This window comes from Alteromonas sp. ISO5 (genome assembly GCF_058105165.1).
Map to the genome: position 1 here is coordinate 1,302,467 of NZ_CM176572.1, position 23,059 is coordinate 1,325,525.

Annotated in this window: 19 protein-coding genes; 8 read left to right on the forward strand and 11 right to left on the reverse strand. The window is 48.3% G+C overall.

Annotated features, from left to right (window positions below; genetic code table 11):
• Positions 1 to 221: 221 nt before the first annotated feature.
• Both AC2T0J_RS05890 and AC2T0J_RS05895 read right to left on the reverse strand, forming a co-directional pair.
• Entirely contained in the window at positions 222 to 569 is a 348-nt protein-coding gene (locus AC2T0J_RS05890) for a Fis family transcriptional regulator (protein ID WP_489809220.1), read from the reverse strand.
• A 25-nt stretch (positions 570 to 594) separates the two neighbouring features.
• Positions 595 to 1,173: a DUF502 domain-containing protein gene (locus tag AC2T0J_RS05895; protein ID WP_489809221.1), complete on the reverse strand. Its 579-nt coding sequence runs from the start codon at positions 1,171 to 1,173 to the stop codon at positions 595 to 597.
• A 323-nt stretch (positions 1,174 to 1,496) separates the two neighbouring features.
• On the opposite strand from AC2T0J_RS05895, the gene AC2T0J_RS05900 reads away from it, so the two are divergent.
• Together AC2T0J_RS05900 and AC2T0J_RS05905 are read left to right on the forward strand one after the other, a co-directional pair.
• Positions 1,497 to 1,673 carry a hypothetical protein gene (locus AC2T0J_RS05900; RefSeq protein WP_489809222.1) on the forward strand — a complete coding sequence of 59 codons (177 nt, stop codon included), beginning with the start codon at positions 1,497 to 1,499 and terminating at the stop codon, positions 1,671 to 1,673.
• A gap of 132 nt (positions 1,674 to 1,805) precedes the next feature.
• Complete coding sequence (locus AC2T0J_RS05905) at positions 1,806 to 2,780, forward strand: GGDEF domain-containing protein (RefSeq protein WP_489809223.1); 975 nt, start codon at positions 1,806 to 1,808, stop codon at positions 2,778 to 2,780.
• A gap of 73 nt (positions 2,781 to 2,853) precedes the next feature.
• Here AC2T0J_RS05905 and AC2T0J_RS05910 read toward each other — a convergent pair whose 3' ends face one another.
• The 6 genes from AC2T0J_RS05910 to AC2T0J_RS05935 all read right to left on the reverse strand — a co-directional run bounded on the left by AC2T0J_RS05910 (position 2,854) and on the right by AC2T0J_RS05935 (position 12,592).
• Positions 2,854 to 4,164, reverse strand: coding sequence for a sugar MFS transporter (locus tag AC2T0J_RS05910; protein WP_489809224.1), 1,311 nt, complete (start codon positions 4,162 to 4,164; stop codon positions 2,854 to 2,856).
• Positions 4,161 to 5,291 carry an N-acetylglucosamine-6-phosphate deacetylase gene (nagA, locus tag AC2T0J_RS05915; RefSeq protein WP_489809225.1) on the reverse strand — a complete coding sequence of 377 codons (1,131 nt, stop codon included), beginning with the start codon at positions 5,289 to 5,291 and terminating at the stop codon, positions 4,161 to 4,163. Before nagA ends, AC2T0J_RS05910 begins: the two co-directional genes overlap by 4 nt.
• Positions 5,292 to 6,290: a glucosamine-6-phosphate deaminase NagB-II gene (gene nagB-II, locus AC2T0J_RS05920; protein ID WP_489809226.1), complete on the reverse strand. Its 999-nt coding sequence runs from the start codon at positions 6,288 to 6,290 to the stop codon at positions 5,292 to 5,294.
• The gene (locus tag AC2T0J_RS05925; RefSeq protein WP_489809227.1) at positions 6,287 to 7,174 is read right to left on the reverse strand and encodes a glucosamine kinase nucleotide-binding domain-containing protein; all 888 of its coding nucleotides are present in this window, start codon (positions 7,172 to 7,174) and stop codon (positions 6,287 to 6,289) included. The genes nagB-II and AC2T0J_RS05925 overlap by 4 nt, the downstream gene beginning before the upstream one ends.
• A gap of 105 nt (positions 7,175 to 7,279) precedes the next feature.
• A complete protein-coding gene (locus tag AC2T0J_RS05930; protein ID WP_489809228.1) occupies positions 7,280 to 9,769 on the reverse strand; it encodes a family 20 glycosylhydrolase in 2,490 nt (829 codons plus the stop codon).
• A 93-nt stretch (positions 9,770 to 9,862) separates the two neighbouring features.
• Positions 9,863 to 12,592: a TonB-dependent receptor gene (locus AC2T0J_RS05935; protein ID WP_489809229.1), complete on the reverse strand. Its 2,730-nt coding sequence runs from the start codon at positions 12,590 to 12,592 to the stop codon at positions 9,863 to 9,865.
• Between the two features lie 234 nt (positions 12,593 to 12,826).
• Here AC2T0J_RS05935 and AC2T0J_RS05940 point away from each other — a divergent pair, with 234 nt between their 5' ends.
• Both AC2T0J_RS05940 and AC2T0J_RS05945 read left to right on the forward strand, forming a co-directional pair.
• On the forward strand, positions 12,827 to 13,849 hold the full coding sequence (locus tag AC2T0J_RS05940) for a LacI family DNA-binding transcriptional regulator (protein WP_489809230.1): 1,023 nt from the start codon (positions 12,827 to 12,829) through the stop codon (positions 13,847 to 13,849).
• Positions 13,850 to 13,854: 5 nt separating this feature from the next.
• Positions 13,855 to 15,342 (forward strand): tryptophan halogenase family protein, encoded by a 1,488-nt coding sequence (locus AC2T0J_RS05945; RefSeq protein WP_489809231.1) that lies wholly within the window; start codon positions 13,855 to 13,857, stop codon positions 15,340 to 15,342.
• A gap of 244 nt (positions 15,343 to 15,586) precedes the next feature.
• On the opposite strand, the gene AC2T0J_RS05950 is transcribed toward AC2T0J_RS05945, so the two are convergent.
• Together AC2T0J_RS05950 and AC2T0J_RS05955 are read right to left on the reverse strand one after the other, a co-directional pair.
• Positions 15,587 to 16,618: an Abi family protein gene (locus AC2T0J_RS05950; RefSeq protein WP_489809232.1), complete on the reverse strand. Its 1,032-nt coding sequence runs from the start codon at positions 16,616 to 16,618 to the stop codon at positions 15,587 to 15,589.
• A gap of 709 nt (positions 16,619 to 17,327) precedes the next feature.
• Entirely contained in the window at positions 17,328 to 17,450 is a 123-nt protein-coding gene (locus AC2T0J_RS05955; RefSeq protein WP_269748468.1) for a hypothetical protein, read from the reverse strand.
• Between the two features lie 175 nt (positions 17,451 to 17,625).
• On the opposite strand from AC2T0J_RS05955, the gene AC2T0J_RS05960 reads away from it, so the two are divergent.
• Positions 17,626 to 17,910, forward strand: a complete 285-nt coding sequence (locus AC2T0J_RS05960; RefSeq protein ID WP_489809233.1) for a hypothetical protein — start codon at positions 17,626 to 17,628, stop codon at positions 17,908 to 17,910.
• Between the two features lie 13 nt (positions 17,911 to 17,923).
• Positions 17,924 to 18,121: a hypothetical protein gene (locus AC2T0J_RS05965; protein WP_489809234.1), complete on the forward strand. Its 198-nt coding sequence runs from the start codon at positions 17,924 to 17,926 to the stop codon at positions 18,119 to 18,121.
• A gap of 102 nt (positions 18,122 to 18,223) precedes the next feature.
• Here the strand turns inward: AC2T0J_RS05965 and AC2T0J_RS05970 are convergent, their stop codons facing one another.
• Entirely contained in the window at positions 18,224 to 20,602 is a 2,379-nt protein-coding gene (locus AC2T0J_RS05970; RefSeq protein ID WP_489809235.1) for a TOTE conflict system archaeo-eukaryotic primase domain-containing protein, read from the reverse strand.
• Between the two features lie 506 nt (positions 20,603 to 21,108).
• On the opposite strand from AC2T0J_RS05970, the gene AC2T0J_RS05975 reads away from it, so the two are divergent.
• Together AC2T0J_RS05975 and AC2T0J_RS05980 are read left to right on the forward strand one after the other, a co-directional pair.
• A complete protein-coding gene (locus AC2T0J_RS05975; protein WP_489809236.1) occupies positions 21,109 to 21,615 on the forward strand; it encodes a bZIP transcription factor in 507 nt (168 codons plus the stop codon).
• 143 nt (positions 21,616 to 21,758) lie between these two features.
• Complete coding sequence (locus AC2T0J_RS05980) at positions 21,759 to 23,036, forward strand: hypothetical protein (protein ID WP_489809237.1); 1,278 nt, start codon at positions 21,759 to 21,761, stop codon at positions 23,034 to 23,036.
• Positions 23,037 to 23,059: the final 23 nt, after the last annotated feature.

Sequence of the window (23,059 nt, forward strand, 5' to 3'; positions counted from 1 at the left end):
ACGGACGACGAGCCAGGGCAGGCGGGCAGGACGCCCGCTCTGCCTCGTTAGGTTTACCCTTTTGTTGGCCAACATGCTATTTCGCCACATAGAACTGAGGGGGCTCCAGGGGGAACCTCACTGTTCCCCCTGGGTGCTGTCGGCACCCCGACAAATTGCTCATAAAGCCATACAGTTTTTTGCACTAAGTGTGATGCAAAAAGCATCACTAAGAAAACCCTTTAACAGTGAACTAACCGTTTCTGCCAGTCGCCGTTGTGCTCACGCTCACAACTCTCTTCACTGTCAAAACAGACATGTCGGCGGATGTCCTTTACCTTGATACCCACTTTCAACAGTTGCTGCTGAATAAGCTGACGGAATTTTTTATCGTTTTCCTCAACGGTAAGTTGCTTTACGTCATCGTCGTACTCAAACACACAAGTCACCATCAGACTACCCGGGAACTGTTCGTAACGGGCGGTATGGGTGAGCCATACAAAACCCATGTCCCAGTCTTTAGCCGTTTCACAGGCTACAGTGAGCGCTTTAACGACATTATTGTCGAGCTTCTTGATGGTTTTTTTCATGCATGCACCGCAATAAAATGACTGATTATTTCGCGTCTTTTTCGATCGAGTTACCGCCCGTCACCGCTATACGCATAGCGGTTTCTACGTCGATATCCAGCTCAGTGATCCTGTTCCGTTCAAGGTAGATAGTATAGCCGCCAATCTGATAGCTTAAAGGCAAATAGACGGCCACTTTATCTTCGCCAGGAAAGAGTTTATTGGCGACCTTTTCACTGGTCATAAAACCCACCAGTTTAATCCCATTATCAAGCTCTACGGCAACCGCCTTTTTTGCTTCTTTTTCTTTTTTCACCTCAAACAGTTCAACGGCATCCTGCACCGCGCCGAACAGGGTTTTAACTACTGGTACGCGGGCGAAAACGCGCTCGCCGAGCAGAATAATCCAGTTAAACAGGTAGGCATTAATCAAAATTCCAATGGCTGTTAGTGCCAGAATAACGGTTACCACCCCTAGCCCGGGAAAATAATACCGGGCGGGTATAAGCGGTAATAACAGCGCTTCGGTAGAACTGACCAACCACACCAGAAAATAGATAGTGATGGCAAACGGCAGGATAGTAACCAGGCCCTTAACGGGCAATAACAACAATTTATTAAACATTGTAATTCTACTAAAAAATCGGTCCGGCATTGTAGCTTAGTATCCGTTGGATCTAAAAACTGTCCATGATAACTGGCGGCCGACACATATCGTGGCAGTATATAAACAGACACCCAACACAACAGGACAATGATGATCACTGCCAGCGAACTACACCACCTTGCTTCTATCTGCCGGGAGGCTTCTGATTCTGAAATCATGCCCCGATTCAGACATCTTGCCAGCGACCAGATAGAAGAAAAACGCAATCACCATGATTTGGTCACAGTAGCCGACCAGCGGCTGAGTATCGGCTGCTAAATACCGGTGCCACTGCCTTTGTTATGTTTCAGGGTACGCTTAACCTGTGGGATCACGGGGCCGGGTTATTGATCAGTCAGGAGGCCGGCGCGGTTGCTCGTATGCTTGATGACACCCGCTATTCACCGCAGATCACAGGTAAGTTACTGGTCGCCGAAAGTGAAGCTCGCTGGCAAGAGGTCGCGGCGTTATTTACATGACCAGGTAAATTAATGCGCTATATTTTGGCCGATTTTGCGATTTAGCATTAAGCTCAATGAAGTGAAAAGATTAATAATCACGCCTTAGGGTTTAACAACCAACGGCATTGATGCTGATAAAACGGAGGCGGTATGCTGGATCGAATATTTGATGGCAGTCTGATGCCACACGGGCACTGCCTGTTATGGCGCTGGGATCTGTTATTTTTACACCTGGGTGGCGACCTGTTAACGGTGATGGCCTACTCGCTCATTCCATTTGGCATTTTTTATTTTCTACATAAACGTAAAGATCTTAATTTTAACGGTATAGCCCTGTTATTTGCTGGTTTTATTGCCTTCTGCGGCGCTTCACATCTGGCGGGCCTGATTAATATATGGCACGGCTATTACTTTATCGAAGGTCTAATTAAGTTTTCTACCGGCGTGATCTCGATTGTTACGGCAATTTGCTTATGGCGATTAATGCCCACGCTGATCAATATTCCCAGCATTGATATGCTAAAGCAACGCAACACAGAGCTTGAAAACCTCAGAACTGAACTGGAAGAAGTCAACAAGTCATTGGAAGAGAAAGTTCAGCAACGTACCCTGGAACTTGAACGTCAGGCTAATACCGATACCGTAACCGGTATTGCCAGCCGTTTTGCCATCATGGACCGACTCAGTCGCTGTTACCTGGCGTATCAGCGCTACCACCGGGATTTTTCTATTCTGATGATCGATGTGGACCATTTTAAGAACATCAACGATACCCACGGTCACCAAGCCGGCGATAAAGTATTACATGACCTGGCGCTCTGCATCGAAGATAACATCAGAAATACGGATTCCGTAGGACGCTACGGCGGCGAAGAGTTTTTAGTTATCCTGCCGGAAACGCCCGCGGAGCAAGCCAGTGAGCTGGCTGATCGGATCCGCCGAGCGGTGGAAGAAATGACCTTCAAGGATAGTATTGCCATTACGTGCAGTATTGGTGTTGCCACCATCACCCAGGGTATTTCCGATGATGGCCTGATCAGCCAGGCCGATAAAGCCCTGTACAAAGCCAAAAACGCCGGGCGGAATCAGGTAGTTTCCTTTACCAAAGGGATGACCAGCGACTAGCCAGGACCCAAAAGCCCCGCGCAACGGGGCAGGAGGTCACACATTTATACCTTGGGCAGTTAAGGGCTGACTCTTACCAGCTTGCCTTTTTATGACCAAAGGTGGCGTAGTAGCCAATAAACAAATAGCACGGGATCATGATGACGTAGGCCAGCTGTGACGACAGTATGTCGGCCAGGCTTCCATAGGCCAGCGGCAAAATTGCCCCCCCGGCAATCCCCATGATCAGAATGGCAGAGCCTTGCGGGGTAAATTTACCCAGTCCGGCCAAAGCCAGTGGCCAGATAGTCGGCCATACCATGGCGTTAGCTAACCCTAACAACGCAATCATTGCAATGGTATCGGGCACCACCGGTAGCCCCAGCCATCCCCAGAGTGAGGAAGAGAGCAATGTTGAGTTATCCGAACCCAGTAAAATTGCCACTGTCAGCACCAATCCTAAACCAGCAGACGCGCGCAGTGCCGCAGCCTGAGAAATAATCCGTGGGATACAGACAAGACCTAGCACATAACCCACTACCATAGCAGTCATGGTAAAAGAAGTGAGTGAAGTAGCATTCGCAACACCCAACGATGAGCCATATAAGCCAATAGTGTCGCCGGCAATCACCTCAACCCCCACATAGCAAAACAGGGCTATGGCACCAAGCACCAGATGCGGAAACTGCATTACCGAACCGGCAACTTCGGTAGCAGTGTTGTCATCTTCAAAACGAATGTCTGGCAGATTCACTTTCATTAAACCCAGTGCCAGTATTCCCAGCGCGATAGCCATGCCAATATATGGCTGAATCAGCTTATACGACATTTCATTAAGCTGGATATTGCGTTCGGCTTCGCTCATCTGAGCCAATGATACCTGGTTAACATGACCGAAATCGCCCAGTACCAACGCGGTAAAAATTAAAGGGGCTAATACGCCGGCAAATTTATTGAGTAACCCCATAAAGGCTATACGCGCTGCAGCACTTTCCGGCGAGCCCAGATGCACAATAAAAGGATTGGAGGCGGTTTGCAGAATGGTCAGCCCTGAGCCCACTACAAATTGGGCAAGCAGGAAGATAATAAAGGTTTTACTTAACGCCGCCGGCACAAACAGTAAACAGCCGCCCGCGATCATAGCCAGTCCCAATGACATGCCCTTTTTGTAGCCGGTTCGCTCCAGGATTTTGGCCATTGGTAAAGCCATTACGACATAGGCCACATAAAAACAGAAGGCGATAAACAGCGCTTCCATTTCACTGAGCTCACACACCATTTGTAAAAAGGGGATCAGCGCGCCATTGAGCCAGGTAACAAAACCAAAGATGAAAAATAGCAAACCAATGGTCAGTATCGGCATTAAACTGCGGCTACCCGGCTGGGCAACAGATGGCGTATTCATAGGGTTGTTTCTCCGTTAGCAACGGCTTTACCGCGCAACCAAATAGTCTCAATATTAAGCATATCGTTGAGCAACAGAAAATTGGCGGTCTGCCCTACGGCAATGCTGCCAAGGTGTTGGGCTTTGCCTATAAAACGGGCCGGGGTCTGACTGGCCATGGTACTGACATCGGTTAATGAAAAACCCAGATCACGATGACAGTTCAACACCGCGGTATGCATATCCAGACAAGAACCGGCGAGCGTGCCCTCGGGCGTCACCAGTTTGTCGCCGTGACGTTCAATCACGGTATTAAAAAAGGTCAGTTCAGTAATGTCGGTGCCCACGTGGGCCATGGCATCGGTGACCAGCATAATACGTTGCGCGGTTTTGGTTCTGATTGCCAGCGCGGCGCTCTGCGGATGGACATGGTGATGGTCCACGATCAGTCCACAGTAAGCATTACTCTGATTTAACGCAGCACCGACCATTCCCGGCGCACGTGATTGTAAGGCTGACATGGCATTGTAGAGGTGCGTAAAGCCGGTGGCGCCAGCTTCGAGTGCCGCCTCAGCCTGTTCATAAGTGGCATTGCTATGACCTAACGCCACGACTACACCAGCAGCAGTCAGCTCGCTAATAAAACCCACATCCACATTATCCGGCGCCACCGTAACCAGTACCTGACCTAAATCCTGACGGGTTAAGATAGCCAGCTCACTGTCTTTGGGATGACGAATAAAGCCTGCTTCATGCACGCCTTTTTTGGCTACGTTAAGAAAGGGCCCTTCAAAGTGCACACCCACGATAGTAGGATGGTCATCGGCGATAACTTCGGCAATAGCATCCGCCGCTCTGGTCATGGTCTGCTCCCCATCTGTTATCAGCGTGGGCAACATTGAGGTGGTACCGAATCGCAGATGGGCCCGCGCCAGTTTATCCAGACTAGCAGCGTCTGGTTGTTGGTTAAATAACACGCCTCCACCGCCGTTAACCTGGGTATCAAAGTAACCCGGGATCAGCGTACCTGGCTGCACCGGTTCTTCGCCAGCCGGCTCAATCGCCACGATAATGCCATCTTCAACAGTGATACTGGTCTTCTCCAGCACACCGTTTGGGGTAATCACCTGCTGTACACATATCTTCATTTATACGGTTTCCGTTACTTTGTTCAGCCCCGGCGGCGTATCAGGATCGAGGCCCATTTCCACCGCCACCTGTTCAATATCCAGATAAAAACGTTGCATTAGCAATAAGGGTAACACTCTTTTGTGTAAAGCAATGTCACCACAGTTTAACCTGACCATTTTAGCGCCCCGCTGGCTCACGTTCTCAGACATCGCATGATGATAAGGCTGAGACTCATCAGGAATGTCCAGATCGACAATCAACAATGGCTTTTCAGCCAGTGTGACCGGACCGTGGATAAACTCTGCGCTACTGAAGGATTCGGCATGGATCCCCAGCACTTCCTTAAGTTTTAGCGCAACCTCCCGGGACACGGCGTAACCGAAGGCACGACCAAGAACAATACAGTTTTGCACTGCCTGCAGATGGGCCAGCTGCAATTGCGCAGGCTGATTGCAAACGGCTTGAAGAGCTTCAGGCAAGTCGTTTAGTGAAGCCTCCAGCGCCTTGTTTTCAGACCACACCGCACACAGTTGCAACAATGCCGACAAACTGGCGAGATAGCTCTTGGTTGCCGCGACGGCCTTTTCCTGGCCTGCGCCGATGGGTAATACCGCATCACAAATAGTGGCCAGAGGGGAAGTTTCATCGTTCACCAGCGCCACCGTGTATGCACCGCCCTGTTTAGCAAATTTGGCCTGATGCAGGATGTCCGGGCTGCGTCCGGACTGTGAAATCACAATCACCAGGGTATTTTTCAGATTGAGCTGCTTATTAAAAATACCCGAAACCGAAGGCGCCGCTGCACACACCGGAATCCCCAGCTCCACCTCAAAAAGGTATTTGGCAAACACCCCAGCGTGATCTGAAGAGCCGCGGGCTATGATCATGACCATCCCCGGCTGTAGAGCGCGTAATGTTGCTGCAAGCTTATCGCAGACGGGCTTGTTATTGTTAAGTTGGCCGGCAATAACTGTGGCGGCCTGACGGGCCTCCTGCGCCATAATACTGTTTGTCATAGTCCCTCTCCGGATTTCATTGTTTGTTTTGCCAAGAGTATTGCCCCCTGTTCGGGGCTGTATAAGCAGGGCTTTATCCGCTGCTGTATGGCATCACTTAATAACGGTTGATAAAGGGCGGTCAATCCGCCAATCAGACATAATTCGAGCGCGCTATTGCCCACGACCTGTTCAGCGAGGCGCTGTAAATAGTCCCGACCTTCATCAATAAAGCCTGCCACCACGCTGTCACCGTTTTGATATAAGGGCACCAGCGAAGTCACAATGGCCGCATAGTCGTTGGAGTTGAATACGCTGCACTGCTGCACAATGTCTTCGGCCTGTGCACTGTTGAAGTGCCCGGCGATCGTATCAAATACCGCATCGCGGGGAGCGAGATGGTCATACCCCAACAGGGTATGTTTAATGGCCTGTAATCCCAGCCAGGCTCCGCTAGCCTTATCGCCAATCGGAAAGCCATGGCCACCAAAGTCGGTAAAGGTATGATTAGCGTAACAGGTAGCCGATGAGCCGGTACCACACACTATTACCGCGCCGGGTTTACCCCCGTGTGCACCGGCGCAGGCGGCGTGTAAATCACTCACCAGAAGGATCTGCGCAAATGGCAGTTGACGCTTTAAAAACGCCTGACTAGCACCAGCAATATTGGCGCCGGCCAGTCCCGCACACAATACCACCTGTTCAAGGGGGATATTCAGTCCAGCTTGCTCAATGGCCTGCTCAGTTGCCTGGCGGATAGATGCTTCGGCCACATCCGGATTGCGCATGATGTTTGCCGGACCACTACTGGCCGTCGCCAGCAACCTGCCGTGCTGATCTTCAAGGCGAACCCGGCAACGGCTTCCTCCGCCATCAACACCAATAAAATACGTGTTACTTTTCATAGCTAATTGTTCTCAACTTGCAGTAGTTACCCTGGCACCAAGTCTGTGAAGTACACCTGTGGGCAGCGATATAAAGATAATTATGATCTGTCGTCAGCATGCTGATTAGGGTTCCACGGCAATAATTCGACTGGTGTGAGGGCTGTTAATTAAACGCGCTTGCACAAAATGGATATTGTCTGCAGATACAGTGCCGGTATAGGCGTGCCAGGTCACAGCATCTGCGCTGTACTCCAGCTTCAGATTGGGCATGGCGGCTCGCAGTTCCAATTGGTGTTGTGCGTTGATGTGGTAACTCGGCGGCGGTATCCGGACATTGATATCCGCTTTAACCAGCCTTGGGTAGTGGCGCTTCGCCACTACCTGGGTAAACTCGCTAAAATCGCGATTGAGCGCTGGCATAAAATCCGCCTGGCTCACATTGCCTTCCCACTCTGCCTGATGCCAGGCTCGCTCTGCAAAAGCCAGTAAGCGCGGAAAAAACATGTATTCAACGCTGCGCTGATCACGGGTAATTTCGGTCCACAGCTGGGCTTGCATACCCAGCACTGGCGTCGCCGATTGACGGGGTTCATCGGCATAGGCGTGGCCCATTCTGTCGGTCCAGATGTCAGACTGCTGACCCAGATGCTGCGGCATAAACGCAAACACTTTTTTAAGCGATACCGACTTCGCCCCCCAATAATAGCCCGGTTCAAGCGGATCATTCTGATAAGGGAAGTCAAAATACAATACGTCTGGGAGTGACAGCACGGCCGGGGTTTTGCCTGCGGCTAGCTGCCCCACCGTTTTACTGGCACCAGCAGGCAGCGTTTGCCAGACATTTACGTACACATTGGCGTTTGGCAACGCCGGCAAGGCTTCCATCATGCCGTCGCTCCAACCGGCCATCACCAGCCCCTTTTTGTTACCCAGCTTAATGATTTCCTGGATAAAGGTTTTGGCGATGTCGTGCGGCGCAATACCCGATTGTAGGCAGGCTGCTGACTCAGTCCAGGCGCCCGCTGTCTCATCAGCGCCAATGTGATAAGTAGTAAGCGGCACACCCGCTTGTTGATGCATGACTTTAAGTTCGGCCAGCAACTTATCGATAAACCGAAACGTTGAGGGCAAACACGGGTTCAGGGTGTTGTCGCTATAATGCTGAATAGAGGAATAACCTGATTTATCGCTGAATTCAGTCAGCAAATACATTTCTGCCTGCTCTGGTTTATTGTCGTCCATCAGGCGGTAATATCTGGCTTCCATTGCCTTGATCGCAGCGCGGGAATGACCCGGCATATCCAGCGATGGGATCACTTCGATGCCCCACTGTGCCGCCAGTTGCAATACAGTTTGATATTGCTGCACACTCAGGTAGCCATTGACCCCGGCATCGCGGTATGGACCGGAACCCAGCTGTGGCATCAGGCAACGCCGCTCTGACTCGTCGTGACAACGATATGCGCCCACCTCGGTAAGCTCAGGCAGGCCCGGAATTTCTAGCCGCCATCCCTCATCATCACTGACGTGCAAATGAAGTTTATTGAGTTTTAATATCGCCATCTGCTCCAGCAACATAGTGATGGAATCGTAGCCGGTAAAGCTGCGGGCAATGTCGAAGTGAACACCGCGAAAATCAAATCGTGGCGCATCAGAAATAGTGGTTAAAGCCACCTGGCCAGTTTGCGGATCGCGCAATTGAGCCAGCGTGAGTAAGCCATAGCCAGCCGCTTTATCTGACGCTGCAGTCAGGGTGATGGCATGCTCCTCAATGTGCAATTCATATTGTTCGGCTCCACTGAATTGCTGCTCGGCAAAACGAATATTGATGGTTTCCTGCTGTTCACCAACCGGTAAGCCTAACTGCTCCACAAGTGGTAACCAGGGCGCTAAATGCGCCGCATCAGGCGGTAATTTTATGCCCTGTAAAAGGCGCTTTTGCAGGTTGTCCTGGCGCTGCTGTACTTTGGGAACAACGCGATTTGCAGTGACTACAGGCCATTGCTCAGGCATTGAGGCAAATTGCGTTTTGCTGGTTTCCAGTGGCAATATATCATCGGCATTACGACGATACTGGCCCGGTTTAGTGAAGCTACCGGCATGGGTATTCACCAGTAAACCAGAACCCGGCTCTGCCTGTTGCACCGTGCTGTCAATCATCACCGGCGCAAGCCCATCGGCGACCAGATAATAATTGGGCATGATGTCAGATCTGGCCGCGTGCCAAGCCGGTGCCGCTATGCGTATAGTCTCCGTAGTATGATCAGGTATTGTGCGGGTAATGTGCATTTCATGGTGATCGCCATTGATATGGCTGATAGTCACCCAATTGCTTTGCGCCGCTGCGATAGGTGCAATGTGACTAAAGTGGATCACCGTTCCTTTGGTTAGCGCTACCTCCTGGGTTTGCAAACGGATTTGCGCGCTGAAACAGTGCCCGGCAATCTGTTCTGACTTACAGCCCGACTGTTCAATGTTATCCAATACCTGGTATTGCACGGCCAGCGTTCTGCCTAACTGATTCAGTTCGTGCTGGGTAACGGCCACTGCATTTGCACTTATGCTCGCGACAGACCAGGCCAGACAATATTTAATTAGGGTATTGAGCATCATTGAACATCTTCGTGGTGAATTAGGGTACAGACAAATTAATGGTACAGGCTAAGCCTGTCGCTGACCGACCATTGACCGGCCAGCGACTGTGACTTAAAAGCTCATGCTCGCGCCAACAAACAAACGGCGACCATTAGCACTCTGGGTGCCACCTAAACGGGCGCCATCGGATTCCCGCACATAGTAGTTTTCCCAGATTTCATCGGTCAGGTTTAAGGCTTCTGCTTTGAACGTGACGTTGTCATTAAACTGCCAGCTGAACTGAGCGTCTAGCTGTGCCTGTTCATCCCGATATTGCGCGCCAATTTCAGTTTGCGCAATAAAGTACTCCGAACGGTAGTTGTAATTCAAACGTGCACTGTACTGATCGGCTTCATAATAAACCCCCACGTTAAACGAGTTCTTCGACGTATTGGGGAAGCTCACCGTGCGGCTGGTGAGTGTGGCACCAATGATATTACCGTCCTCGTCTAGTACCGGTGCTGCTTCGTCAATTTCGGCATCATCCAGATCGGTATAGGTATAGTTAAAGTACCCGCCAAAACCATTTTCAAAAGCATGCTGAAGCTGGAACTCAAAACCTTCAAGGGCCGTTTTACCGCCATTTTCCGGCGTACTCAGCTGATTGATTTGCTGACCGTTAATTTCCTTAGCCACGGTTTTAGTAAAGATAAAATCGCTGATATCTTTTCTGAAGAACGTGATCGACGCCAGAGACGCACTGTCGAAATACCATTCCACACCACTTTCAAACTGGTTAGCTGTTAATGGATTGAGGGCCGGATTACCGGCTGAACCGGAACTGGTCTCCGGTGTCAGGTTAACCGCAGGCGCCAGTTGGAATGGCGCCGGACGGGTAATCACACGTGCAGCAGCAAAACGTAAAATAACGTCTTCCGACAGGTTATAGGCGATGTTCGCACTGGGCAGCCACTCTTTATAGTCGCTGTCGTAAGCCACGTCCTGCCCGGAGTTGAGGTCAAAGCCATTCGAAGTTGAGTCGGTTTCCACATAGCGAATACCAATGTTACCGCGCAGGTCGTCGGTTGAGAACTTCGCCATGGTGTACAGCGCTGTAATGTTCTCTTCAATATCGAATGAAGCATCTTTTAAGAAGACATTACTGTTACGGCATAACCCGCCAGCATTACCTTCGCTACACTCAGAGACATCATATAACGCTGAGTACATCAGATCTTTGTCGGGCATGAAGTAGTTCGCCGCCACACCATTGGTTTGCGAATGGCTTACATTGACCATATCGCCACTCCAGAAGTCGCTCGCCGGCCCCAGACTACCTTCACCAGTGGGTGCCAGATTAGCCAGATCGGTACGATAGCGCTGCTGTGAAAAGCTACGATCGCGGAACTTCATACCGGATTTAATTTCGTTAATCGCGCCCCATTCCACAAAGTGACTGTAGTCAAATTGCAGATAGTCTTCTTTATCTTCGGTGCTGTTTTCCTGATCGAAGATACCGCCTAACCACATTTCATCGCCAGGGTTCGTCAGCCATGGGCTGGCAGTCACAAAATCAATGTACGGGTTAGTGCCACCCGGGTTATAGAAGTCAAATGACGCACGCTCATCATCCGGGGTTACCCAGAACTCGGTGAAAAAGTCATTGTTGGTGCCTTCACCACTGGTGGTACCCAACTGGAAGTGCAGCTCACCATTTTCCATGGTATAGGTGCCCTCTAAATCCAGCACTTCGGTAGACATCTCCGAACCGTCACGGAAGATATTGTCGTAGGCAATATGGCGCGCCCAGCCCGGACGATTTGGTAGGCCAGTAACCGCCAGTGAATCAACAATACCGTTACTTACCGTACCAGGATTGGTGTCTGTGCCTAAAAATGCCACGCCACGGAATGGTATACCGATAAGGTTGGAGTTAACGTTATCTGCTTCCATAACCGACGACATATAGTGCAGAGACAGGTCAAGGTCGTCGGTAACTAACCACTGGCCAGTAATGTCGAAGCCTTTACGTTTACGATCCTGCTTAAACAAAGCAGAGCCCATTCCCCATGGAATGGCACCACGTTCACTGGCACCCTGCGGTGCTTCAATCAGCGGATCAATCCGTGGAATACTGGGACCAAACCAGCCAAAATCCTCATTGGTTTCACGCTGCACGGTGCGTTGTTGATAGCTTGCTGACACCAGCAAACCAAACGTGCCGTCGTCGTTTTTCCAGCTGTACAAGCCAGACAGTGACGGGTCGGTGGTTTCTGCGTTATCACTGTACTGGCCCTCAATGGATACTTGCGAGGTATTCGCATCAAGGTCAAGTGGTTTGCGAGTACGCAAAATGACCGTACCACCCAGTGCCCCCTCGTCTAAATCGGCCTGAGATGATTTGTATACTTCAAGTCCAGCAACCATTTCTGAAGCCAGGATCTCGAAGTTAAAGTTACGCGTGGCATCAGACAACACAAACCATTGTGCGGTACCCACCGCCTGGCCATTGAGTAAGGTCAGGTTTTGATCGGGCTGAACTCCACGGATGGTCACCCCCTGCCCTTCGCCGAAATCCCGGTCGATGGTAATACCCGGAATACGCGACAGTGATTCCGCCACGTTTTTGTCGGGAAACTTACCAATGTCTTCAGCGGTAATGGCATCCACCACGCTGTCGGAAAAACGTTTCGTGTTAATGTTTTCTTTTTGGCTTGCCCGAATACCGCGTATTTCAATCACTTCGGTATTATCTGCGCCTTCCTGTGCGAAGACAGCCGGCGTTGAAGTTACCGCCACTGCACCTACTGCCAGTGCCAGACGAAGCCCACGAGTTAATTTAGTTATTCTGTGTTTTTGCATCACTCAAGTCCTTGTTCTCATCTCAATGACAACGCTGTCATTTTACTCATAAATAAAATGACAGTCGCGTTCACTAGCCAGAATTTGGTTAATGACAACGCTGTCATTGAATGTTAAGCTACAACAAGGAATTAACCTTTGCAAACATATTTATTTACTATTGGTCGTAAAAATGACGTAACTTACTGATAAATATATGCAAAAAAATTGTTTAAAAATTATTCTGGAAGCATAATGTCTGCCACAATAAAAAGTGTTGCGCAATACGCCGGTGTATCCATTAAAACTGTATCCCGGGTTATCAATAACGAAGGCACGGTAAAACCAGATACCCTGGCAAAAGTGCAACAGGCCATCGACGCGCTGGATTATCGCCCGAATAAGGCTGCTCGCGATCTGGCGGGCCGCGACAACTATGTACTGGGTTACGTATACGACAACCCCAACGCCTATTACATTCTGGCCATGCAGAACGGTATTCTCAAAGAGTGTCGGGCCAACGGCTATGAACTGTTGATCCACCCTTGCGATGCCACGAGTGCCAACATTATTGATGAACTGGTCAACATGGTGAACAGTGCCCGTTTAGCAGGTTTGATTCTGTCGCCACCGCTATCTGAAATGCCAGATGTACTGCAGGCAATGGATGAAAAAGGCATTCAGTATGTGCGGGTACTGTCGGGCGATAAAGCGCCTGACGATAAACCCTGTGTGCTGGTAGACGATTACCAGGCAGCCCGCCAGATCACCGAGCACCTGCTCAATCAGGGACATCAGCGCATCGCATTTATTGCCGGTGAAAAGCAACACCATTCCACCACCGAACGTCAGCGTGGCTTTTTTCAGGCGCTGACAGATCATGGCATAAAAGCGGATCCGAAGCTGGTAATTGATGGTACCTATTCATTCGGCACTGGTGTGCAAAGCATACAGCAACTACTGGCGCTGCCTGAGCCGCCCACCGCGCTATTTGCCTGTAACGATGAAATCGCAGCGGGTGCGCTGTTCGGAGCGCGGATGCAAGGCGTTGATGTGCCTGAATCGCTGGCCATTGCCGGGTTCGAGAATAGCCCGTTTTCTACCCAGACGTTTCCGCCACTCACCACCGCCTCGCAGCCCACAGCGCAAATTGCCCAGCGTGCAACGTCTTCGTTAATACGCTCCTTACAGGCTCGTAAACGTAAGGCGGAGAACCACACAGTTCCCGCTGATATCTTTGTGCCCGAACTGATAGTTCGCGAATCCACCAGCCGGTAGCCATTATGACGCATAGTACGCAACAGCCTGAATCTATCGTTATCGTTGGTGGCGGCACCGCCGGCTGGATGTGTGCAGCTTACCTGGCGGCGAAGTGGAGCAAGCGCTATCGCATTACGCTTATCGAATCGGCGCAAATTGGTACGGTGGGCGTAGGCGAAGGCTCCACGCCGTTTTTAAAGCAGTTTTTTGCCGAACTGGGCTGGCACGAATCCGACTGGATGCCCGCCTGTGATGCGACTTACAAAACTGGAATTGAGTTCAGTAACTGGACCGGTAGCGAACGGTTTAAACGCTATTTTCACCCCTTCTTCAGCGCCCTTGATTTAGACACTGCCGAACACTTTTTTGCTAATTGTAACCAGCTGCGACGGGGCCAGAACGCAGCCGTTCGGCCGGAGCAATTTTTCTCTGCAGCGACAATGGCAGAAGCGGCAGTCTCACCGGTTAGTACTACTCTGGGCGGCGATATTGATTATGCTTATCACTTTGATGCCAGCAAGCTCGCCAGTTGTTTACGCAACTTTGCCGTACAACAGGGAGTAAATCACCTTACCGGCAATGTACTTAATGTGCAGTGCACTAACGGCCACATTAATCAGCTTCAAACCGATTGCAGCGTTCCCCTTACGGCTACGCTGTTTATCGATTGCTCAGGCTTTCGCGGACTCCTGATGAAACAAGGACTTGGACAGTCATTGCAAAGCTATCAGGATTGCTTATTCAACGATCGTGCCGTGGCTATTCCTACTCCACCTAGCCAGCCCCAACAGGCTATTACCCCGCAAACCCGATCCGAAGGCTTATCCTGTGGCTGGATGTGGAATATCCCGCTAACCAGCAGAGTCGGTAACGGCTATGTCTACAGCAGCCGGTTTTGCTCACCGGAGGAAGCTGAAGCAGAGTTAAGGCAACGTCTCAGGGTTAGCGATGAAACACCAGCCCGCCATCTTACTATGCCTGTGGGCCGCCTACAGGAACACTGGTACGGCAATTGTGTAGCAATAGGTTTATCCCAGGGATTTATCGAACCACTGGAAGCCACCGCCCTGATGTTGGTGCAATACGGTATTTACCAGTTGTCGAGCCGGTTAGGTGAGCCGGTAACAACTACCAGCCGCACTCAATACAATACGGAAATGAACAGGATGTTTGACGGTATCCGTGATTACATTGTGGCTCACTACTATCTGAATACCCGTAACGATTCACCATACTGGCAAGCCTGTAGGAATGATATCCGCGTGCCGGAAAATCTCAGATTACTGGTCAATGCCTGGGACGGAAAAGGTCAGTTTGAAGACGCTTTAGATAGCATCGATGAACAATTGGTGTATTTACGCCCTTCCTGGTACTGCATTCTGGCAGGCATGGGACGATTTAAATCCGAGGCAGTCAACGTCCCTGACCCGGGCGCCGCTGCGGGCATTCAGCAATACTTAACCAGCACTGTTGGTGAGCATTTTAAGGCGCAGTTAATGCCTTCGAGATAGCCTGTCACCTCAACAGCCTGTTTTACTGTAGCAGTTGTCTGTCAACAAACTTCAGATCACTACTGAACCGGCTGAACTGAAACGAAGACAAAGTAGTCTTATATACCTCTCAATAGACCACATTCGATTTCTATAAATATCAAATTAAAACGAAGACGTTCTTGTATGAATTAATTTTACTGAATCTCGCATGGTCTTTGCAAAACCCGTATTTCATCGAGCTGTATTTGATGTCTCGCGATACTTAACTGCTGAAAAATTCGTGGTCGAGCCAATCATCTGGAAAGCCCATAGGAAATTTTGGAACTTCGGGATGAAGTGTAACTAGCGCTTTTACTTTATTATGCCATTGACTATCTGGACTAACTTGTCTCATTAGGTGACCTAACATAAGTAACACCATATAAATACGACGCTTAGGCTGAACTTGGCTGGGCTCAAGTCTTTCTGGCAACTGCCAATTATCACCATTTGGAATCTTAGGCTGAACAGACAATTCTCGATTCCAAAGTCGACTATGATGTGCGCAACAATTCCTCACAAAGTTTAGCGTATGCAACCAACTTTCAAGAACCTCTTGAGGTAAGTCAAATCTTCTAGCGATGTCTTTACGGTCATTATCTTTCGCTAGCCCTCGATATAGGTGAGATATACTCCCAAGAGTTAATTCTTCCACCATCGCCCAACCTGGCATTAACTTAGGAGAATCATATGTATGTTGGTAAAAGCGGGCATAATTCTCTCGGACTCTTCTTTCAATCCGCCGATCTTTAACTTCGGCAGAAACGGAAGTTCGCTCAATCTTTTTTACATCTCTCTGAAGATCGTTGGATTCTTTAGATTGCTTGTCTTCGATTTCTTTCAACAGTCGTTTGTGCTGGTATGAGGATTTAAATAGTGATTCATTCAAGTACCACTGGGAGCCACTACATATATCATCAGTTTTTTGATGCTTGTTAGCCATAACGTTATTCAAGGTAGCTCGGATTGCAACTTCTACTCTCTCAATAGCGTCCATAATGAGCAGCCGCAATTCTCTATCAAAAGCGTACAAGTCCACTATTTGTTTAAATTCAGTTCCATCTTTGAATTGATGATCTACAACTTGTTCGTTTATATTCTTTTGGAATGGGCGCATATATGCGCTAAGGCGAAAATAGCTTATTACTTCTAAATATCTTTCCGCACGCTCTGGATTTTGAATGGCTAGACCGCGACGCTGAAGAATGCCGATTTGTTCTGTAATACTAACCGCGGGTTTGTTGAATTGATTCATTATGCCTTATCTTCCATGACGTAAAATTCAGGCATAAAAAAGCCCGCACAATTTGAGCATTGTTAAGAGGCTTGGCGGGCGTGTTGCTTACAATAGTAGTGATATGCATGCCGCCCGTCAACCACATTCAACTATTCTCTTCAAAGTATTAACTCACAACACAACAAAAACTTCAAACATAACCCCATGTATATTAAAGCAAAACAGTAATCCCTATTCAGCCAGAAGAATACTGAATTTAAAGCCAGATTTTTTACCCTAAAAAGTCTGTTCCATAGGCCTCTTTAGAAAGATTGCATGAATAGTTCTTGTTTCAATAGTTATTTCTAAAACTTTAAAATCGTTTTCAATTATTCAGGACCAAACATTCACCCTGGTACAACGGTCGCACCTGCAAACACAACACCGTCCCAATCACACCATGCTCTTGTAGTTCCACCTTATCTCTCCTCTTATAACGCGTCAGTCGTGGCCTTAAAATGGGCCTATTGACCAGCCGTTTATCCGAATCCATGTTAAGTTCTAGCGTAATTACAAGCACATAGCCGCAGACCACAGCCCGTGCGGGAGTTAGTATCAAAGCGATACTAACTCATTGTTTATAAAAGACTATTGAACTAACCCTTACCTTATACTAGCGTAAAGAGAGATACCACTGACACGATAGTATGACATGCTCACTTACCCCGATGGCTGGCTACTTTACACACTAACCGCTAACAACGCCGCTACCCAGGTTTGTCTCGTCACGCTCTTCAATGACAATTCGATGAGCGTTCACTGCGCAAGACAAGGTGCTGTACCTATCCACACGGAAGAAGGTAGCTATCATTGGGCCGCCTCAAATGGAGAGACCTCAATACTGCATCCACTCAAAGAGGGCTGCGTGCGCTCATTGCAACGGGTGTTATTGGACAGCGAACTGGCAAATTGGCGTGCGGCTCACGTGACCGTCCAACGTATCCGGATCAGCGACATTTCCCTAGACCAAGCATAAAGGAGACACCATGACTGTATATTGCAATTATGTATGGAAGTTGGATGCAGACACGGAGCCTCGCGGTCTGCTGAACCAATTTGCGCGGGAACACTTTCACGCCCATGAGGCTGTGCCCATCGATACCACCCAATATGGCATTGATCATGGCTTGAATGATGTGCGAGCTGTCTTCAAATCCGAACAACATTGGATTGCTTTCTGCTGTCGCTATCAGCACGATGTGGTCGCGACCGAAAGCAAAGTCCTAGCCTTCGCCCAGGCCCACGGCCTGACGGTCGAGCGCATGCGATAGTAAGAACATACCGATGTCGTCGTTTTCCGCTGATTTGGTCTTTACGGTTATCCCATCGCTGACCACCCGCTTGGCTGCCACCCATGTCGGGGTAGAAGTCCTGCATGTGCCTACCGGTTTCATAGCCCGCTCGGTGGACTTGCCGTCACAACATCTCAATCAACAGGCAGCGCTAGCTATATTGGCGAGCCGATTAACGACTCATGATTAGGGGTAATGTATCGTAGGTATCAACGAGAAAAGAATTAAAAATACCACGGAGTACACTTCGAATTATGCAGCCAGTTAGATAAACATGGATTAGCATTCTGGGTCAAAGAAGCTTGTCAGTTTTGCCGCTACCGATCCTTTTGACACTATACCCAACGGCTTTATATCCATTAGCACGCTTTTTCCACATTCTCTGTAGCATGGGAAAATCATCAACATAATCGTGTACCGTTACTTCAGTTTTATTCGGGTAGTGACGCTGAATACGGCCAGCGTACTGGGCTACAATCCCTTTCCATGAAATTGGGAGGGCCAAAAACAAGGTATCCAGATATGGCAAGTCAAAGCCTTCCCCCACATATTTACCCGTCGCAATGATGACAGTCCTTTCAGGTAATTCCTTCTGAATCAGTTCAATCCGCTGTTTACGGATCTTAGTACTCACGCCACCATGCAGCTCAATAGTATTGATACCTTGTGTATTTAATTGCTCGCTGAGTATTGCAATATGTTCTTTACGTTCACTGAGCACCAGACATTGATGCTTGGCTTCTATTGCCTGGGCAATGCTGCGCGTGATGAGCTGATTTCGAGACGCATTGTCTTGCAGGTATTGATACAGCTGGGTGATTTTTACCGGCTCCGAACCATCCACCCAAGACGGTGGAAAAGCGATTTGGGTATCACAGCCATAGGCCGTTTGACTGAATGTTACCGATGCTGGTTTAGACTCAAATAACACCGCACCAAGTTGAAAATACATGAGCTTTTCCAACCCATCTTGTCTTTTGGGCGTCGCGGTAAAGCCAACTAGGAATTGAGGCGCGACGTTCTTTAACAATGTTTCATAGTTTGAGGCCGGAATGTGATGGCATTCATCGACAATAATTTGCCCGTAGCTATCGACTTTGTCATGAATATCAATGCCATTTCGACTGATCAGGCTTTGATACGTCGCGACGTCGATCCGTCCATTTAATTTATCCTTTCCGCCCAGGAGAGATCCCATCTCAGCGTCTTTGAGGAATATCTTGCATCGCTCAATCCATTGTTCCGCCAGCGCCTTATTGTGCACTAATACCAATGTATTGACGGCGCGTTTGGCGATTAATGCCAGTGCAACAACGGTCTTACCAAACCCCGTATTCGCAATGACCAGTCCATGCTCATCCTTCAGTAAGGCTTGTAGCGCTTTCGCTTGCTGGCTGCGAAGCGTACCCTCAAAACGCAGAGCCGGGAGTCGCTGACCCGCATAGCGTTTATCCTGATACCGGATGGTACAAGCCTGTTGTTCCAATAACGCTTCAACTTGCCCTTTTAGTCCTCGGGGCAGGTGCAGATAGCCCGATTCAATGTGGGCTGCACACAGATAACGAGGTATGCCTATTGTTGAAAATCGCATCGCCTGGCGTTTAAAAAACTCAGGATTGGCAAACACCGCTAACTTCTTTAAGGTCGCAACCAGTTTGTTGGGTAAAACCGCAATAGCAATATACAGCTTGTCAGCCACAACGATGTCGATTGTCGCGGGACAGTCGTCAATTTTAGGCGTATTAAGGGTCGTCGATTTTTCCCAGGGTTTTAACTCGGCGACTTGCGGCTCCACATCCACATAATCGGCGAGACGCTCGAGTAGTTGCCGTATAGTGTCAGGTGATAGTTTGCCCGTCGCCGCCAATGCCTGCCATTGATCTTCGACAACGCCCCCGTCTGCATCAATAAAGCAGGCGTTCCCCGACAAACGAGGCTGTTTTTGTAACGGTAATGCAATGAGGTTCCCCATCCCGCCGCTGGGTAAGGCGTCTTGGTTGGGAAACATGCGGTCAAAGCAGTCAAAGTTAAGGGCCGGGTATGTGTCCATGGTCAGATTGAGCAGCGCTGTGCCCAATTGGCGTGCGGATTTTGCCTCTGTCGCTTTTTCAAAAAAGAGCCACAAATGGCCGCCTTGTCCACTACGGGAACGCTCAACTAAGTAGCCAATAGACAGTGACTCACACACGTTTCGCAGTGCCGATATTGCCTCAAACCAGTCCGTTTTATCGAAGTCAAACGCTAACAGGTAACATTCATTTTGCGCCGTTAACGGGTAGATCCCAATCGTGCGTTGCCCTCGAAGATGGGCATTAATAGCACTGTCATCAAAGCGATGGAAGGCTTGGTGGGCACATTCTGAACATGCCGTTTTGGGTTTGTTGCAGATCCCAGCTTGCCATTCATTGGCACAGGAAGGGCTATATCCGGCTTTCCCTTGCTTAGACTCCCAGCGGAAGGGATAGACATCTTCGCGTCCGCGAAAGTATCGCTTAAACAGGGCAATCTTGGCCTCGGGTGTCTCAGATTGACTGAAGTACTGTGCTTGATGCGCCATGCTTTGTTGCAAAAGCGCACTACGTTCATTGAGCAACGCCGTTTTTTGTTTCTCCAAAAGCGCCAGCTCTTCGGCGATTTGCGTCAGCCGCGCCTGGGATCCCGGGATTGTCATGCTGCTCAAGCTCCATTATCGTTTGGCATAGGCCCGTTGGGGAAAAGGAGCGCTCCACGGTTTAAGCAAGTCTGATCCCCCCTTTCACTTGGAGCTTATCACGAATGCGCCATCCCAGCGCTGATGCGTCATGAGTGTCTCTTTGGGCTACGCCTGTGGGTCGTCGGTGACGGTTTGCGAAAAGTGCGATAAATGGCACGTTCAGGGCGAATATGCACTCAAACGTCAAAATGGGCGTAATCGCGCATAAGAAGACATTATGTTTAATAGGTTTACTACCGCATTATCGTATAAAAATTGCCAGTAACGACCTACTTAGTACCTGTTCCTCATTATTTTCTTGGATACTGCAACTTTGTATCTGTTTAGAATGTTGATATTGAAATTTGAGTGAATATATTTTACCACTTGTCTTGACAGAGGATTAGAAAAGGTAAAAATAACCCGTTGTTTTCAATAGAAAAGAATATATAAATCTAACTACTCACTCAGCAAACGGACGAAGTATGGCCAATCAAAAATCTCCCAATTCTTTCAATTTATATAAAGTGACTCAGCTCACAAAAAACGCATTCCTCGATTCAGCGGGCTTAGCCGGTATATTTTTAGCTATTACATTTATGTGTAACGATCACCCGCTACAATTTATGACATCTAATTTTTACGTTTTATATCCTATCTTCGCAATAATTGCGGGTTTAGCTGTATGGTTGAAGCACTTTAATACCCCTGATGCGCATAAGTATGGCTGGTTTGGAAATTTAATACTTCAACTTATTGCTGTATCCTTCATGTGGTGGATAGTCATTGATGGGGTCCTAGTGAATGCAGAAAGCAAGACGAATCGAGAGTCTGTAGCTACTAGTATTGAATCGCAAACAAAAAAGCTAAAAGCTCATGAGTCAGATAGCCGCCAAAAACTGGAAGCACTAGAAAAGCAAATTTCTGCATTATCAGCCCAGGTAGAACAACTTGAAGAATCTCTAAATACTTCACAAACACCTCAACAATAAATTAACCATGTGGGTTCTAAGGAACCCACACATCAGTTGATGTATTCTCCCCTATCAGCACACACCAGATTGAGCATGTGGTAGTATCAATAACTAGATAATTAAAATTGGCTTTCGTGCCATAAAACTCCGGATATTCATGGATGAGCTTTTATAATCGTAATTACAGCCCTAATTCCTTATGGCAGCGCTTTATCGTTAGCTCCCCGTGTAATGTTTTGTTATGGGCAGCAGCATTGGCCTACGGTGGATACGTATCAGTTTTCTCTAGTGAAATCAGAGACATTACCCCCATCTCATGGGAGCATTCACCAAACTGGTATTTCTGGTTAGCAATAGTAATATTCTTAATTTTGCTCTCCCTTTTCAGTGCGCGTTCCAGCGCTATTGAAGCTAAAGATGAAAATACTCTCAAATCGATTATTACCTCTCCACCGGCTGATTTTTTGGAATACTTTGCTCGCAATTACGATCAAGCTTCAAATCAGTTAGAGATATTTGAAGCGCAGATGGCAATGACGGAAAGTATGCTTCTCGACGTATGTTCATTGCTTGATGAGCAAGATATCGATATTCACAATGAAACCCTACCGCCTTCAGGGCAATTGGAAGACATAGACATTGATATTCCTCCAGTCAATGAAGAAACGCCGGAGTCCAGAGAATTAGTGAAAAATAAGCTTTTACAAGCATACTCAACGACCAATGCCGCATTTTTCGAAAAGAAAGAAACCGGAAAGGAAGATTTGCGTTTTCTGCTTGTCACACTCATTGATCTAGTCAATAAATGGGATGCCAGAAATCGTCGCAGTCATAAAGTTGTATATCGCGCTAACATCATGAAAGTATTTTATTACGACGAAATGAAAGCCGAAGAGGCTGAAAAGTGGCATCAAGAAGCGTCGAAATATAGCGGAGGGCCTTTTTCTGATTACAGTGGTATTGTCATTTTAGAAGATAATGAATTAACAACTGCTACAGATACCCCGGAGCCAATACCTGATGCAGATAGAAAGCCAATTGCCTTCCCATTCACGTTGGTTAGAAATCAAGAGAAACCTAAACATCAAAACCTGTTAGGAGCGCCAATTGCAGTCGCTGAAAGAAGCTACTCATACCTGAAGGATATCCGAGATATTTATCATCACTACTCCAAACGTGAAAATACATTAAATTGGTCCGGTAGCGTTGAAAGAAACCTTAAACAATACTATTTGACTGAAAGTACTGGAGTTGCACATTCTTTATTAAGTATCCCTCTGACATCAGCTTTTAAACAGGAACGCGTTAAGTGGGTTGTAAATATTTATCGTGATCAAGATGGGCTGTTGTTTAACGGAGAGAAAGTGTCTGATTTTCTAAATATTATTGAACCCTACCTGGTTTTAATTCGTAAACGGTTATACATTCAGCCTGAATAGCAAATAGTTTTAAACTCTGCTAT